This is a genomic window from Pseudundibacterium arcticum, from assembly GCF_042646465.1.
In the GTDB taxonomy this organism is placed as follows: Bacteria; Pseudomonadota; Gammaproteobacteria; order Burkholderiales; family Burkholderiaceae_D; genus Undibacterium_A; species Undibacterium_A arcticum.
Window position 1 is genome coordinate 81,026 of sequence record NZ_JBHRTP010000036.1, and the last position, 15,885, is coordinate 96,910.

General features: G+C 59.8%; 10 protein-coding genes and 1 pseudogene. 6 read left to right on the top strand and 5 right to left on the bottom strand.

The annotated features are described in order from the left end of the window. The first annotated feature begins 5 nt into the window (after positions 1-5). The 3 genes from ccoG (at position 6) to ACFOFO_RS12405 (ending at position 2,332) form a co-directional block, all read left to right on the top strand. Positions 6-1,403: a cytochrome c oxidase accessory protein CcoG gene (ccoG, locus tag ACFOFO_RS12395; protein WP_390331647.1), complete on the top strand. Its 1,398-nt coding sequence runs from the start codon at positions 6-8 to the stop codon at positions 1,401-1,403. Between the two features lie 139 nt (positions 1,404-1,542). Then, positions 1,543-2,082 (top strand): FixH family protein, encoded by a 540-nt coding sequence (locus tag ACFOFO_RS12400; protein WP_390323342.1) that lies wholly within the window; start codon positions 1,543-1,545, stop codon positions 2,080-2,082. A 10-nt stretch (positions 2,083-2,092) separates the two neighbouring features. After that, the gene (locus tag ACFOFO_RS12405) at positions 2,093-2,332 is read left to right on the top strand and encodes a hypothetical protein (RefSeq protein WP_390323344.1); all 240 of its coding nucleotides are present in this window, start codon (positions 2,093-2,095) and stop codon (positions 2,330-2,332) included. Positions 2,333-2,390: 58 nt separating this feature from the next. Here the strand turns inward: ACFOFO_RS12405 and fnr are convergent, their stop codons facing one another. Next, on the bottom strand, positions 2,391-3,155 hold the full coding sequence (gene fnr, locus ACFOFO_RS12410) for a fumarate/nitrate reduction transcriptional regulator Fnr (RefSeq protein WP_390327984.1): 765 nt from the start codon (positions 3,153-3,155) through the stop codon (positions 2,391-2,393). A 537-nt stretch (positions 3,156-3,692) separates the two neighbouring features. Between fnr and phbB the strand changes: the two genes are divergently transcribed. Then, positions 3,693-4,415: an acetoacetyl-CoA reductase gene (gene phbB / locus ACFOFO_RS12415; protein WP_390323345.1), complete on the top strand. Its 723-nt coding sequence runs from the start codon at positions 3,693-3,695 to the stop codon at positions 4,413-4,415. Between the two features lie 68 nt (positions 4,416-4,483). Next, positions 4,484-4,918: a bacteriohemerythrin gene (locus ACFOFO_RS12420; RefSeq protein WP_390331649.1), complete on the top strand. Its 435-nt coding sequence runs from the start codon at positions 4,484-4,486 to the stop codon at positions 4,916-4,918. Positions 4,919-5,338: 420 nt separating this feature from the next. On the opposite strand, the gene ACFOFO_RS12425 is transcribed toward ACFOFO_RS12420, so the two are convergent. From ACFOFO_RS12425 to ACFOFO_RS12440, 4 genes are all read right to left on the bottom strand, one after another. After that, the gene (locus tag ACFOFO_RS12425) at positions 5,339-6,787 is read right to left on the bottom strand and encodes an efflux transporter outer membrane subunit (protein WP_390323349.1); all 1,449 of its coding nucleotides are present in this window, start codon (positions 6,785-6,787) and stop codon (positions 5,339-5,341) included. An 11-nt stretch (positions 6,788-6,798) separates the two neighbouring features. Then, complete coding sequence (locus ACFOFO_RS12430; RefSeq protein WP_390323351.1) at positions 6,799-10,035, bottom strand: efflux RND transporter permease subunit; 3,237 nt, start codon at positions 10,033-10,035, stop codon at positions 6,799-6,801. After that, positions 10,032-13,166 (bottom strand): efflux RND transporter permease subunit, encoded by a 3,135-nt coding sequence (locus ACFOFO_RS12435; protein WP_390331651.1) that lies wholly within the window; start codon positions 13,164-13,166, stop codon positions 10,032-10,034. The genes ACFOFO_RS12430 and ACFOFO_RS12435 overlap by 4 nt, the downstream gene beginning before the upstream one ends. A gap of 76 nt (positions 13,167-13,242) precedes the next feature. Continuing rightward, complete coding sequence (locus ACFOFO_RS12440; protein ID WP_390331653.1) at positions 13,243-14,742, bottom strand: efflux RND transporter periplasmic adaptor subunit; 1,500 nt, start codon at positions 14,740-14,742, stop codon at positions 13,243-13,245. A gap of 552 nt (positions 14,743-15,294) precedes the next feature. On the opposite strand from ACFOFO_RS12440, the pseudogene ACFOFO_RS12445 reads away from it, so the two are divergent. Next, positions 15,295-15,828: pseudogene (locus tag ACFOFO_RS12445) on the top strand (IS5 family transposase); the annotation flags it as partial. Between the last annotated feature and the right edge of the window lie 57 nt (positions 15,829-15,885).

Genomic DNA, 15,885 nt, shown 5'->3' on the forward strand with positions numbered 1-15,885 from the left:
TCCTGATGAGTAATGGTGCACCACAAGTCTCTGTCATCAAAATGTATGCTGCGCGCGAGGCGATTTATCCGCGCGAAGCAAAGGGACGCTATGCGCGCTTGCGCTGGGCATGCGTGTGGCTGACGCAACTGGTGTTCTATGGCTTGCCGTGGGCAAACTGGAATGGTCGCCAGGCGGTACTGTTCGACCTCGGTGCGCGTAAATTCTATATCTTCGGTGTCGTGCTGTGGCCTCAGGATTTCATTTATCTGGCGGTGCTGCTGATCATCTGTGCCTACGCGCTCTTTTTGTTTACCGCGGTTTCCGGGCGCGTTTGGTGCGGATTTGCCTGTCCGCAAACGGTATATACAGAAATTTTCATGTGGATCGAACGCAAGATCGAAGGCGCGCGCACTGCCCGAATGCGGCTCGACAAACAGGCCGGTTCGGCTACCAAGTTTGCGAGAAAAATTGCCAAGCATGGCGCCTGGGGTGCGGTTGCGCTATGGACCGGGCTGACGTTTGTCGGCTATTTCACGCCGATAACAATTTTGCTGCATGAAGTGACCGCACTTGCACTTGGACCGTGGGAATGGTTCTGGATTTTGTTCTATGCATTGGCAACCTATGGTAATGCCGGCTGGATGCGCGAGCAGGTCTGCAAATACATGTGTCCGTACGCGCGTTTCCAGAGTTCGATGTTCGATAAGGACACGCTGATCATCACCTACGATAGCGAACGCGGCGAACCGCGCGGTGCACGCGGCAAAGTCGGGGCGCAGGACGCGCAGCGCGGCGACTGCATCGATTGTTCGATGTGTGTGCAGGTTTGTCCGACCGGCATCGATATCCGTCAAGGTTTGCAATATGAATGCATCGGTTGCGCCGCCTGCATCGATGCCTGCAACTCGGTCATGACAAAGATCGGCGCACCGCTTGGGTTGATTCGCTTTTCGATCGATCATGCGATGACCAATCGCTTGTCGCTCAAACAGATGCGACAGCGCGTGTTGCGTCCGCGCGTGCTGATCTATACAGGTTTGCTGCTGCTGATCGTGTCGGCGTTCTTTGGCGCGCTGATCATGCGTACGCCGCTTAAACTCGACGTCATTCGCGACCGTGGTGCAATGGGGCGAGAGGTGGAAGAAGGCATGATTGAGAACGTATACCGGCTGCAGATCATGAACACGGCGGAAACATCCCACCGTTACAAAATTGCTGTGTCGGGGATCGAGTCGATCACGCTGGCTACGCCGGATGAAGTGGTGCTGGAACGGACGGGTTCCCTTGCGGTGCCGGTTCGGGTACGCGTCACTCACGGGAAAGGTAAGCCCGGATCGAACAAAATCGTATTCGAACTGAAGGCGCTGGATGATGAGTACCTGCAGGTGAAAGAAAACGCAGTATTTTTTGTTCCGAAATAGAGCAGTTTTCCGCCGCACCTACAGGGCCAATCTCGGGCCTGCGATGCTCACCGTACAATCCGTACGGCTGCGCTTCTCGCCCCGACCTTGACTCCCGTACGTGCGACGGAAAACCGCTCTAGACACCAAGGAGAATGTCATGCATGCCGCATCCCCGTTAATCGATCGTGCCACCCGGGCGATGCCTTGGTATGCGCACCTCTGGCCATGGCTGCTGATGATGGGGCCGGTCGTGGTTATCCTGGCTGGCTCATATACCAGCTGGCTGGCATTTTCGAAGCAGGACGCGCTGGTAGTGGACGACTACTACATGCAGGGAAAGACCATCAATCAGGATCTGCGCCGCGACCGCGTCGCAACCCGACTGGGGTTGTCATTCAATGGCCGTTACGACGCTGCCACCGGTAAGCTGCAAGGCACGCTTCTGAGTTTCGGTGTGCCTACGGCCGGTAAAATCCGGATCCATTTAGCCCATGCAACCCAGCCGGAAAAAGATCTCAAACTTGAAGCACAATCCGATCAGCGCGGCAAATTCAGCGTCGAATTGCCGATGCTGGAAAGGGCACGCTGGCAGGTATTGGTTGAGAGTGAACGGCGCGACTGGCGCTTGATCGGCATCTGGAAATGGCCGCAGCAGCAGACCATCGATATCAAGGCGGATTTACCGCCTGCCGACTGAAGGGGAACATATGCTGCGACTTGCGATGAACATACTATGGCCGTCTTTTTTAGCGGCGATCGTCGCGGAAGGCTGCTTTTTTTCGCTGTTCGATCCGGATGGGTTGTTGCATCTCAGTCATCAAATTGAGTTGTCGCGGATAGCCGCTTACACCCTCGGTTTCTTCTTCTTTTGGATATTTTGTTCGCTGGCGAGCATGCTGACTTATTACCTGGTCAATGTGCCACGTGATCGCCGCCCGCCGTTCTGACGTGGAAGCGTTGCTCCACCCCTGCGCCATACCGTCATGGTGTGGACTGAGATTGAGATTACATCGGGCTGCAGCTCTCTGTGCCGGCCGCCAGCGCTTTTAACATCACTGGATCGAGGAGTTGTACCTCGCGCTTATCGACTTTGAGCCAGCCCTGTTTCTTGAACCGGGACAGCAGCCGGCTAATGCTCTCGATGGTCAGACCCAGATAATTGCCGATGTCCTCGCGGGACATCCGCAACTGGAAACTGGTGGGCGAATAACCGCGCGCCGCATAGCGCGACGACAGATTGACCAGAAAAACCGCAAATCGCTGTTCCGCGCGCATATTTCCCAGTAACAGCATCACATTCTGTTCCCGGGTGATTTCCTGGCTCATGATTCTGTGAAAATGATGCAGCAACGTGGGGATATGGCTGAACAGTTCTTCCAGCCGCGGAAAGGGAATTTCACATACTTCACTATCCTCCAGCGCCACGGCGTCGCAATGATGCCGGTCAGCGCTGATTGCATCCATCCCCAGCAACTCGCCAGCCATCTGGAAACCGGTGATCTGCTGCTCGCCGCTTGGATTGATCTGATAAGTCTTGAAATGCCCAAACCGAATCGCATAGAGGTTTCGGAAAGGATCATCCATTCGGTAAAGACTCTCGTCGCGCAATACACGACGACGACGGCCGATAATCTGGTCAAGCCGATTGATGTCCGCGTCATCCAAGCCCATGGGAAGGCATAACTGGTGCAGGCTGCAGTTGGCACAGCTCGCCTTCAATGCATGGACATTCAAGGCCGGTGATGTGACGTAAGAAATTGGCTGACTCATGGCGCGTATTGCCGAAAGGTAAATCGCATTGTGCATTGATGATCGAATGTACAGTAAATATACGGGACATACAAACGCCGCGCAGTTCCGGCAACCCGCTTGAGCTTTGCATGCGACTTTGCACTCTGAATCTCCTGCCTTTTGGTGCAGCCATCGATTACGTTCTGTGGAGCGATCCAAGATCTTTCACACTGCTCCATATGACGAACGGGATCCACCCCACAGCTGACACCGACACAGACCATGCCCCGGTTGCACGCCATCACCCCGCGCCGTGCGCAACTTCGTTATCAAGCGTGTGATCAGAGTTTTGCCAATTTTTGACGTGGATCAAGTGGGGCTAATGACTCAACCAACCCTACCAGTTACATTTTGTCTGGTGGTGATTGCCTGTTGAAGAATGCCGGCTGGAAATGACATCGTTGTCTTATCGTTGCCTGGTATGCGCGGCTTATCTCCGAGAAATGATGGGTTGATGTCCAATTTTCGGACCGCTCCGAGCCAGGGAACTATCGAAGCACGCAAAAGGAGAGGGTCATGCGCCGAACCGCGCTCGTCACGGGTGGAACTCGAGGTCTGGGGAAGGCGATTTGCATTTCGCTTCAAGCCGCAGGCCATCAAGTCGCAGCGGTCTATCATAAAAATACAGATGCCGCGCGGACGTTTGCGGAAGCGTCATCGATCCCTGTCTTTCGATGGGATGTTGCAGATTTTGAAGCATGCCGCACCGGTATCGCCCAAGTGGAACGCGAATTGGGTCCGGTTGATATCCTGGTCAATAACGCCGGTATTAGCAGCGACACGGTACTGCACCGCATGACACCAGAGCAATGGTGGCGCGTCATCAATACCAATCTCGGCTCGATGTTCAACATGTCCCGGAATGTCGTGGAAGGCATGCGAGAACGCGGCTTCGGCCGCATCGTCAACATTAGCTCGGTCAACGGCCAGAAGGGCCAATTCGGCCAGACCAACTATGCCGCCGCCAAGGCCGGGATACTCGGCTTCACGAAGGCGCTCGCGCTGGAAGGTGCACGCAAGAATGTCACGGTCAATGCGATCACGCCCGGCTACTGCGATACCGACATGGTCGCCGCGGTGCCGAATGAAGTCATGCAGGCGATCATCGCCAGTATCCCGATTGGACGCCTGGGCACGCCGGCCGACATCGGGCGCATGGTGGCATTTCTCGCCGACGATGACGCCGGCTTCATCACCGGCGCAACCATTGCGGTTAACGGCGGACAGTACATGGCCTAGAGCGGTATCAACGCATCGAACCTGGATTTCCGGAACGATGCTTCGCAAGACATAGCGCAAGGAGATGAATGATGGAAGAGCTCGTATGGTCACCAGAGATGTCGTCGGGCGTTCCCGCGATGGACGACGCACACAAGGCGCTTGTCGCAGAATTGGCGCACCTCTTGACCGCGCCGTACCGTGAATTCGGTGCCGGCCTGTTTGCGCTGATTGCCGAGATAGAACGAGATTTCCGCGAGGAAGAGGCATTGATGGAAGAGATCGACTTCCCCATGCTCCGGAGTCATCGCGAGCAGCATGCCAGCGTGTTAAGCGCGCTTCACCATGTCGTACCGGACGTCATGCAGGGCGAGTGCGCGTCGGCGCGGAAAGTGATCGAATTATTGCCGCAGTGGTTTCTGCGGCACATGTCGACCATGGATATCGCGTTGGCCGTCGCGCTCGATCTGGCCGGCTTCCAAGCGAATCCATCCGCAATCACGATTCCGCAAACGATGTCGTAAGGCGCGCTGCGCAACCTCCGATGTTAAGCGTGAACGATAGAGAGATCCTGTTCGTTTTTACTTACGCAAACGAGAAAGAAAGTAGGATGGGTGCAACCCATCTTTCTCCATTGGAGCTCAATGATGGGTTGCACCCATCCTACGGAATTACGCATTTTGCGTAAGTCCCATTAACGATAGACTACTTTTCAATGCAGCCGTCATGCGGAGCGAGCCAGGTCAAGCCGCGCCGAACTGCTGCATTGGCGCGGATCGTTACTGTGGGTGACTGGTTTGAGTCCGGCGCGCGAGTCAGACTCCGCACTTGGAGGCCTTGCGAAATTTTGGCTCGTGGCATGCAATTTGGTCAACCAACGAGCACATATTCGCTTGCCTAGATGCAGAATTTCGCCCGACATGAACCGCAATTTGATTTGCAGTTCATGGTGCGATTTGCCAACCACCACCCAGCGATTGTATCAAGGCAACAGCCGTCGTCTGCCGATCTGCCTGCACTTGTATAAGCGTGCGTCCTGCACTTCGTGCCGCCGTTTGTGCGGTGACGACGTCGGTATAACTGATCTGGCCGGCGCGGTAGCGGTTCAGCGCCTGCTGCTCTACCTGGTCGGCGGCCAGCGACGACTGACGATTCAATTCCTGTTGCTGCCCCAGCACATGCGTCGCTGCCAGTTGGTCTTCGACGTTCTGGAATGCGGTCAGCACGGTCTGCCGATAGCTCGCTACCGCTTGTTCGTGCGACGCCCGAGCTTCGCTGACGCGTGCACTGGTCGCGCCGGCATTGAATAGGGTTTGTGCCGCAGACAGTCCCAACGACCAGACGTTGTTGGATGCACTAAACAGGGCGGCGACCTGGCTGGCGCCGAAGCCGTAGGAGGCGTTCAGTTTCAGGTTCGGATAAAAGGCGGATTGCGCGATGCCGATTTGTTCGTTGGCGACCGCGACACGACGTTCCGCGGCGGCGATGTCGGGTCGTCGCTGCAACAGCGTCGACGGTAGACCGACCGGTATGTCCGGCACGGTGACTTTCCATGCTATTGGCGCCAGTGCAAAGTCGCCTGGTGCCTTGCCGATCAGCACGGCGATTGCATGCTCCAGCTGCGCGCGCTGGCGTGTCAGACCCAGATCATCGGATTGGGTATTGGCCAGCTGGGTCTGCGCCTGCAGGACATCGGATTTGGTGGCGATCGCTGCGTTGTAGCGGTTTTGCGTGATCTGCAGCGAACGTTGGTAACCATCGATAGTGTCGGCCAGGAGTCTTTTCTGCGCATCGGTCTGGCGCAACGAGAAATAGTTCACAGCCAGTTCACCTTGCGCCGACAATCGTGCCGACGCCAGATCGGCAGCGCTGGCCTGCGCACCGGCGCTGGCGCTGTCGACGGCACGCCCAAGCCGGCCCCAGACGTCCGGCTCCCAACTGCCGCCTATGCTCATCTGATAATTGTTGCCGCTGCCCGAAGCGCTGTTGATGCCGCCCCCACCGCTGCCAGACCGGGTGGCGCCGCCATTGAGCGAAATGACAGGAAACATCGATGCGCGCTGCTCTCGCACCAGCGCACGGGCCTGTGCATACGCCGCGATGGCGGCAGCCACGTTCTGGTTCGAGATGTCGATCGCCGCTTCCAATTGATTAAGGATGGGATCCTCAAACAATGTCCACCAATCGCCCCGGTTGAGTGCATCGGCCGGCGCAGCGGGTACCCAGTCCTGGGCTTCCTTGTAGGCGGTCGGCTCTGCAGCGGTCGGGCGCTGGTAATCGGGGCCGACCGCGCAGGCGCTCAGTGCCACAGTGAGTATGGCAACCACCAGCGTCGATGGTGCCGGTGCGGTGCGGGCGGCGGCGATGAAGGGAACGGGTTTGGGCAAGCTCATGGTGGAATTCATCATAGGGTTGGTTGCTGCATCGGTGCCGATTCCGATAGACCATCGTTGGCCATACGACTCAACCGTCGTTCATCGGGGCTGCGACGGCGCAGCTTGTCCAGCAGGACAAACACGACCGGCGTGGTCAGCAGTGTCAGCAGCTGGCTGGCGATCAGGCCACCGATGATGGCGACGCCGAGCGGCTGCCGCAATTCGGAACCTTCGCCGAATCCGATCGCCAGGGGCAATGCGCCCAGTATCGCGGCGAGCGTGGTCATCAGGATCGGGCGGAACCGCAGCACGCAGGCTTCGCGCACCGCGTCCAGCGCGGACAGGCCGCGCGAGCGCTGGGCCTCCAGCGCAAAATCGATGATCAGGATCGCATTTTTCTTCACGATGCCGATCAGCAGGAACACGCCGATCAGCGCGATGATAGAAAATTCCATTTTGAATAGGAGCAGCGCCAGCACCGCACCGACGCCGGCCGACGGCAGCGTCGACAGCACGGTGATCGGATGCACCAGGCTTTCGTATAGAACACCGAGCACGATGTAAATGACTACCAGCGCGGCGAGGATCAGCAATGGTTGCTGATCCTGCGATTGTTGCGCGCTGCGCGCGGTACCCTGGAAACTGCCGCGCACATTGTTGGGCATGCCGATGTCGGCTTCGGCCTGACCGACCGCGGCCTGGCCGTCGGCCAGGGCATAGCCGTCTGCCAAATTGTAGGAGACAGTGGTCGCCAGCTCCGAGTCCTGATGATTGACCGAGCTGGCGGCCGATCGTTCGGCAAAACGGGCGAATGCCGATAGCGGCACCATGGTGGTGGGCGCGCCGCTCAGGGCCTGGCCGCTGGATTGATCGCGCAGCGCCGGATTTACCGTCGTCGTCGCGGCTGCCACGGTAGCACTGGTGGTCGTGCCCTTGGACGGCACGTACACATCTTTCAACGATTCGGGGCTGCGCGTCAAGGCCGGTGCGACTTCCATGATGACGTGATATTGATTTAACTCATCATACAGCGTTGCCACCTGACGCTGGCCGAAGCCGTCGTACAAAGCGTTGTCGACATCGCGCGAGCTGAGGCCGAGGCGGGCCGCACTGTCCTTGTCGACATTGACGAAGGTTTCGACCCCGTTTTCCTGTTGGTCGGTATCGACATCGATCAGCGCCGGCTGGCGCTTCATCGCATCGGCCAGTTTGGTCGCCCATACCCGCAGGTCGGCAATGTTGTCGCTCTTTAATGTGTACTGGTAAGTCGAAGTGCTTTGTCGCCCCCCCATCCGAAGGTCCTGCACCGGGTTCAGGAACAGGCTGACGCCAGTCACTTTGGCAAGCTGCGGGCGCAGCCGTGCAATGACCGCCTGACCGGATTCGCTGCGCTCCGACACCGGTTTCAGATTGGCAAACATGAAGCCGCCGCCGGCCCGACCGCCGCCGGTAAAGCCGACCACGGTATCGACTGCCGGATCGCGCTTGATAACGTCGACCAGTTGGCGCAGTTTGCCCTGCATCGCCTGGAACGAAATGCTCTGGTCGGCGCGCAGGCCGCCATTGAGCTGGCCGGTGTCCTGTTGCGGAAAGAATCCTTTCGGCACGGCGATGAACAGATAGACATTCAGTCCGATCACCGCCAGCAGGATCAGCATCACCAGCCAGCCGTGGCTTAGCGCCCAATCTAGGCAGGCAAGGTAAAGACCATGCAGGCGATCGAATGCCGCTTCGAACCAGCGCGAAATTCTGCCTGGCGGGCGGTGCGCCCCATGTTCTGGTTTCAGCAACCAGGCGCACATCATCGGCGTGGTGGTCAGCGAAATCAGTAGCGAGATCAGTACCGCGACCGACAGTGTGACCGCAAATTCGCGAAACATGCGCCCGACCTGGCCGGCCATGAACAGCAGCGGAATGAATACCGCGACCAGCGACAGGCTGATCGACAACACCGTAAACCCGACTTCGCGCGCACCCAGCAGCGCCGCGCGCATGCGGTCCATGCCTTGTTCCATGTGGCGGCTGGTGTTTTCCAGCACCACGATCGCATCGTCGACCACAAAGCCGGTGGCAACCGTCAATGCCATCAGGCTCAGATTATTCAGGCTGAAGCCGAGCAGATACATGATGCCGAAGGTGCCGAGCAACGAGACGATAGTCGCCACCGCCGGAATGATGGTGGCGCGCGCATTGCGCAGGAACGCGCTGACCACCAGCACCACCAGTACGACCGAGATCAGCAAGGTGATCTCGATTTCGCGCAACGATGCGCGGATCGAGTTGGTGCTGTCGGAAGCCACCTGCAATTGCACGTCCTGCGGCAACTGGGTGCGCAGCGCCGGCAGCAGCGCACGCACGCCGTCGACAGTGTCAATCACGTTGGCGCCGGGCTGGCGGGTGACCAACACGATCACCGCCGGCTCACCGTTGAACAGGCCCAGGGTGTGGCTATCCTCGACACCATCGATCACCTCTGCCACGTCCTGCAGGCGGATGGCAGCACCGTTGCGCCATGCCACCACCAGGGTGCGATAGTCGGCCGCGCTGCGGCCGCCGGTGGCTGTGCTGGCCTGCGAATAAATCTGCAGCCGTCGGTCATTGCCTTCGATGGCGCCTTTCGGCCGATTCGCGGCACCGGCCTGGATTGCGGCGCGCACGTCTTCCATGCTGACCCCGTAGCGGTTCAACGCATATGGCAGCAGTTCCACCCGTACCGCCGGCAAGGAGCCGCCACCGATTTCGACGTCGCCGACGTTGGGCACCTGTGCCAGTTTTTGCTGGACCAGGTTGGACACTGATTCGTAGACCTGGCCCGGCGTGCGGGTCTTGGAGGTCAGTGCCAGGATCACGATCGGCGCATCCGACGGATTGGCCTTGCGATAAGTCGGATTGCTGCGCAGCGTGGACGGTAGGTCTACACGCGATGCATTGATGGCGGCCTGGACTTCGCGCGCCGCGGCATCGATCTTGCGATTGAGGTCGAATTGCAGGCTGATCCGGGTCGAGCCATTACCGCTCGACGAGGTGATCTCGTTGACGCCAGAAATAACGGCTAGCCGCCGTTCCAGCGGTGTGGCGACACTGGTCGCCATCGTGGTCGGACTGGCGCCGGGCAGGTTGGCACTGACCGAGATGGTCGGATAGTCGACCTGCGGCAGCGGCGACACCGGCAGTACGAAGAAACCGGCAACACCTGACAGCGCGATACCGACGGTGAGCAGTACCGTCGCGACGGGGCGCCGGACGAAGGGTTGCGACAGGTTCACACCGGGCCCCTGTCGCTTGGAACCGGATCATCGGCTGCGACAGCGGCGCTCGTGCTGGTGCCGGACCAGCGCCGTCCGAGCCGGTCGAAGCCGAGGTAGATCACCGGCGTGGTAAACAGCGTCAGCGCCTGACTGACGATCAGGCCGCCGAAGATTGCCAGACCCAGCGGACGGCGCAGTTCGGCGCCTTCGCCCCAGCCGAGCATCAGCGGTAGCGCCGCAAACAGCGCCGCCAGCGTGGTCATCAGAATCGGCCGGAAGCGCAGCAGCGCCGCCTGATGGATCGCTTCGCGCGGCGATTTGTGCTCATTGCGTTCGGCGTCGATCGCGAAGTCGATCATCATGATCGCGTTTTTCTTGACGATGCCGATCAACAGGATAATGCCGATGATGCCGATCACGCCCAGATCTTGTCCGCTGATCATCAGCGCCAGCAGTGCGCCAACGCCGGCCGAAGGCAGGGTGGACAGGATCGTCAGCGGGTGGATATAACTTTCATATAGCACGCCCAGCACGATATACACGCACACCACCGCCGCCAGGATCAGCCACAGCTGATTGGTCAGCGAAGCCTGGTAGGCGCCGGCGGCACCGAGGAAGGTGAGCGTGACGCTGGGCGGCATGTTGATGTCGAGCGCGGCCTGCTTGATCCCGTCGACCGCGTTCCCCAGCGATACGCCGGGCGCGGTGTCAAAACCAACCGTGGTGGCCGGATATTGGGCGACGTGCGTGATCTGCAATGGTGCGGGACGCTCGCTGATGCCGGCAATCGCCGATAGCGGCGTTGCTTTACCCGAGCCGGTGCGCAACTGAAGGGTGCCAAGCGATTCGGGCGTGGTCAGCTGGTCTGGGCGCGCTTCCAATATGACGCGATACTGATTGGTCTCGGTGAAAATGGTCGATACGATGCGCTGCCCGAATGCGCTATACAGCGCGTCATCAATCGATGACGCGGTAATCGAAAGGCGCGATGCGGTGTCGCGATCGATGTCGATGAAGGCCGCGGTGCCGGTAGCGCCGGCATCGGACACTACAGTGCCGAGCTGCTTCACGTCTTGCAGATGCAGTGCCAGCTTGGTGGCCCATTGCACCACGGTGGCAGTGTCCGCACCGGTCAAGGAGACCCGGTACTGAGTCGGGCCGGTTTCGGCATCGATGGTCAGGTCCTGCGTCGGCTGCAGATACAGAGTGACGCCGGCCACCTGTCTGACCCGCTCGCGCAGACGGGTCATGGTCTGTTGCTGATTATCGCTGCGGCTGCGCTTCAAATTGATCAGCATGCTGCCGGTGTGCAGCATCGTGTTGTTGGCGGCGTCGACACCGATCAGTGAACTGAGCGATTCGACGTCCTGATCGTCCAGAATCAGCTTGGCAGCGGCCTGTTGCAACTCTGCCATGCGCGCATATGACACCGACTGTGCGGTTTCGATACGGGCCTGCAACTGGCCCGTATCCTGGGTCGGGAACAGGCCCTTGGGTATCAGAACATACAACAGCACCGTCAGTACCATGGTCGCCAGCGCCACCAGCAGCGTGGCAGTCTGGCGCTCCAGCACCCAGCCCAGCCAGCGGTCATAGTGCGCGATCACGCCATCGAAGAACTGTTGCAGCTTGCCGCCGATGCCCTTGCTTTCCGATAGTTTTTGCAGCCCGCGTGCCGACATCATCGGCACCAGGGTGAGCGACACCACCGCCGAGATCAGGATCGTGATCGACAGGGTGACCGCGAATTCACGAAACAGCCGACCCACCACGTCGCCCATGAACAATAGCGGAATCAGCACCGCGATCAATGACACCGTCAGCGAAATGATGGTGAAGCCGATCTGGGCCGCGCCTTTCAGTGCGGCTTGCATCGGCGGCTCGCCTTTTTCGATGTAGCGCGAAATGTTTTCGATCATCACGATCGCATCGTCGACCACGAAGCCGGTCGCGATCGTCAGGGACATCAGGCTCAGGTTGTTCAGGCTGTAGCCCAGCAGGTACATTGCGCCGCAGGTGCCAATCAGCGAGATCGGAACCGCCAGACTGGCGATCACGGTCGCGCGCAGGCTGTGCAGAAATACGAAGATCACCAGCACCACCAAAACTGTCGCCAGCATCAATTCAAGCTCCACGTGTCCAACCGAGGCCCGGATGCCGGTGGTGCGGTCGCTCAGTACGTCGACGTGCAGTGCGGCGGGCAGTCCGGCGCGCAGTTCGGGCAGCCGGGCCTTGATCGCATCGACCGTCGCAATGACGTTGGCGCCGGGCTGGCGCTGCACATTCAGGATGATGGCCGGCGTCAAGCCGTTGGGTTTCATGCCGGACCAGGCGCCGAGCTTGACGTTTTCGGCACTGTCGACCACTTGCGCTACATCCGCCAGCCGGACCGGCGCGCCATTGCGGTAAGCCACGATCAGGCTCTGGTAATCGTTGGCCGCCAGCAACTGGTCGTTGGCATTGATCGAATAGGCGCGCGTCGGGCCGTCGAAGCTGCCCTTGGCGCCATTGGCATTGGCAGCGGTGATCGCGGTACGCAAGGTGTCGAGCCCGAGTCCGTAGGAAGCGAGTGCCCGCGTGTCGGCCTGGATCCGTACAGCAGGACGCTGGCCGCCACTCAAGGTAACCAGACCGACGCCGGACACCTGGCTGATCTTCAGCGCCAACCGTGTGTTGACGATGTTTTGCACCTCGGTCAGCGGCAGCGTGTCGGACGTGATCGCCAGCGTCATCACTGGCGCATCGGCCGGGTTGACTTTGGCGTACACCGGCGGCGCCGGCAGGTCGGCCGGTAACAGCGAGCCGCCGGCATTGATCGCGGCCTGCACCTCTTGTTCGGCGACATCGAGTGTCTGACCCAGGCCAAATTGCAGCGTGATGATCGAGACGCCGGCGGCGCTGGTCGAACTCATCCGCTGCAGACCGGCCATCTGGCCGAATTGACGTTCCAGCGGGGCGGTGACGGTCTGGCTCATCACCTCGGGGCTGCCGCCCGGATACAGCGTCTGCACTTGTATGGTCGGGAAGTCGACCTGCGGCAGCGCTGACAGCGGCAGGAATTTAAATGCGACGATGCCAGCCAGCACAATCGCCAGCATCAGCAGCGATGTCGCGACCGGCCGTAATATGAATGGGCGTGACGGGCTCATGAGGAACGGCCCCGCTTCAGTGGCCGCGCAGTCGGCCGCGTAATTGCGCGCTGCTGCGGCAGGTCGGTCCGGTGTGTCATGGCTGGGCAGTCTCCGGTTTGCGGCGGCGGTGCTCGCCTTTGGACGGTGTGGCCGGAGCGGTGGTGGCAGCGTCAGCGCTAGCGGACGGTGCGCCTGCGGTCGAGGCATTCGACGCTGAGGCGGCCGCGGCAGAGTCAGGTTTGCCCGAGCGCCGCCCGTTGCCGCGACCAGCACCGCTACCGCCGGCACCGGAGGCCGGTTTATCGCCGGCCAGGGTGACGTGCGCACCATCCTTCAGCCGGTCGGCGCCTTCGGTAATAACTTTTTCGCCGGTAGTGATGCCGGAGGTGATTTCGATCTTGTCGACGGTCGCCTGGCCGCGCGTTACGGGCCGCAGCGCGACGGTGCGGTCGCTGCTGTTGAGAACGTACACGAAGTCGCCACTGCTGCCGTGACGCAGTGCGGTTACCGGTACCACGACGGCACCGCTGATGGTGCGAAGCAGCAAACGGACATTGACGAACTGGCTGGGAAACAGCGTCAGTTTTTCATTTGGGAAACGCGCCTTGGCCCGCACGGTACCGGTCTGAGTATCGACCTGGTTGTCGAGCGCCAGGAAGCGGCCGCTATCGAGCGTCGTCACGCGGTTGCGGTCGAGTGCGGCGGCAGGCAGCATGTCAAGGTTCGGCGTATTTTTCGGGTCACTCTGGGTGCCGCTCTTGTCGTCATCCGCCGCCGAGGTTCCATGCGTGCGCGCCTGCACTTCCGCGACCTGATCCTGTGGAATGGCAAACACGACATCGATCGGCGAGACTTGGGTAATGGCGGCAATCCCGTTGACATCGCTGGTGCCGACCACATTGCCGGCATCGACTGCACGCAGGCCGACACGGCCGCTGACTGGCGCCAGCACCCGGCAGTAGCCCAAATTCAGCCTGGCGGTGCCCTCCGCTGCGCGGTCGGTGGTCACCGTACCTTCCAGCTGTTTGACTAATGCCGCCTGGGTATCGACATCCTGCCTTGCAATCGAATCCTGGCTCAACAAGGTGCGGTAGCGTTGCAAAGTCAGGCGGGCATTCTCCAATTGCGCTTCATCCCGCTGGCGCTGGCCGGTGGCCTGCATCAGCGTCAACTCGAACGGTCGCGGATCGATGGTTGCCAGCAATTGCCCGGCCTTCACCATTTGCCCTTCGTTGAATAGCACCTGTTTCAACACGCCCGACACCTGCGGCCGCACCGTTACGGTGGCGGCGGCTGTGACCGTCCCCAGTGCATCCAGCACGATCGGAATATCGGCGCGCTCGGCCGTTGCGACACCGACCGTCGCGGCCGCACCGCCGCGCCCGCCCGGCCCACCGCCAGGACGAGTTGCGTCGCCGGCCGAGCCTTTATGTGTTGCATACCATGCCAGAGCTGCCAGCGCGACCAGCAAGGTCAACGCCAGGGCGATGCCGAGCAGTGACTTGCGGCGACCCGATTTTTGCGGCTGCTGCAGGGCCGGGGTAGTCTGCGAAGCAGGGCTGGGGTCAGAATGCGCTTGATCTTGCAAATTCATTTTTATCCTCGTATGCCGGAATTATCCGGCGCGATTGGGTCGCGTCTGCGTGATTCAGACTGCCGGCGTAACAGCGGGGGTGTGGGCCAGCAAGAGCCAAGCGCGGTGGATATTGCCTCTAGCCATGCATATGGTCTGTCAACGCTAAAACGGGGAACGATGGCAAGATTGTGCCAGCAAAGCTTGCCGGCTGAGTAACGTATCGTAACAAGGAGTCGCGCGGCCAACCAAAACGAGCCGGATCGCACCAAGGCGCCGCGGCCGAAAGTAGTTCGCGGGCGCAATTTCCAGGCGCTTTCAGAATGACAGCGGTAGCGACTACGCGACTGCGACCCGGTTACCGACTGTTTGTATCGCGTTAGTCAGCGGTCGCGCCGAGTGCCGCCTGTCACACCGCGCGTGGCCTAGCGATGCGCTCGAACCGGCTGCGCCCGTTGCGGGTCAATCGATCATCAATATGGTGTTTCAGGATTAGGGCTACGCTGATTAAGTCCACCAATATCGCAGGTAATGCGTTAAGGGCGACATAGAAAACAAATACGGCAGACGACAATGAAACAGCAAACCCTGGCGATGGCGGCGGATCAAGGTGCGGGCTTCGAGCAGCACCGCAAACCTACCCGGCGCGACGAATTCTTGAACACGATGAATCGTATTATTCCTTGGGGTGCGCTGTGTAAAGTGATTGAACCGCATTACCCGAAGCGCGGGAATGGACGACCACCAATCGGTCTTGAGCGGATGTTGCGTATCCATTTCGTTCAACATTGGTTCAATCTTGCGGACTTCGCCTGCGAAGAAGCGCTCTACGACAGCGTCAGCCTACGACGCTTTGTCGGCATTGACTTGGGAAGCGAAGCGGTGCCGGATGCCACCACACTGCTGAAGTTTCGTCATTTGTTGGAACAGCATAAGTTAGGCGAACAGCTATTCGCCGAAGTTGGTCGCGTACTTCAAGGAAGCGGGATGACACTCAAAACCGGCACCATTGTCGATGCCACCATCATTGCCGCACCGAGTTCAACCAAGAACAAGGAGAAGAAGCGCGACCCCGAGGTGCACCAGACACGCAAGGGAAAGCAATGGTGTGTGTCACGAACACAGGCGTGAACCTGTGATGCTGTACTGAAGATGGGAGAAGGC

Bases quoted from the DNA above. Each gene is read 5' to 3' on its own strand.
- ccoG (WP_390331647.1), top strand. From the start codon at position 6: ATGAGTAATGGTGCACCACAAGTCTCTGTCATCAAAATGTATGCTGCG.
- ACFOFO_RS12400 (WP_390323342.1), top strand. From the start codon at position 1,543: ATGCATGCCGCATCCCCGTTAATCGATCGTGCCACCCGGGCGATGCCT.
- ACFOFO_RS12405 (WP_390323344.1), top strand. From the start codon at position 2,093: ATGCTGCGACTTGCGATGAACATACTATGGCCGTCTTTTTTAGCGGCG.
- fnr (WP_390327984.1), bottom strand. From the start codon at position 3,155: ATGAGTCAGCCAATTTCTTACGTCACATCACCGGCCTTGAATGTCCAT.
- phbB (WP_390323345.1), top strand. From the start codon at position 3,693: ATGCGCCGAACCGCGCTCGTCACGGGTGGAACTCGAGGTCTGGGGAAG.
- ACFOFO_RS12420 (WP_390331649.1), top strand. From the start codon at position 4,484: ATGATGGAAGAGCTCGTATGGTCACCAGAGATGTCGTCGGGCGTTCCC.
- ACFOFO_RS12425 (WP_390323349.1), bottom strand. From the start codon at position 6,787: ATGAGCTTGCCCAAACCCGTTCCCTTCATCGCCGCCGCCCGCACCGCA.
- ACFOFO_RS12435 (WP_390331651.1), bottom strand. From the start codon at position 13,166: ATGAGCCCGTCACGCCCATTCATATTACGGCCGGTCGCGACATCGCTG.
- ACFOFO_RS12440 (WP_390331653.1), bottom strand. From the start codon at position 14,742: ATGAATTTGCAAGATCAAGCGCATTCTGACCCCAGCCCTGCTTCGCAG.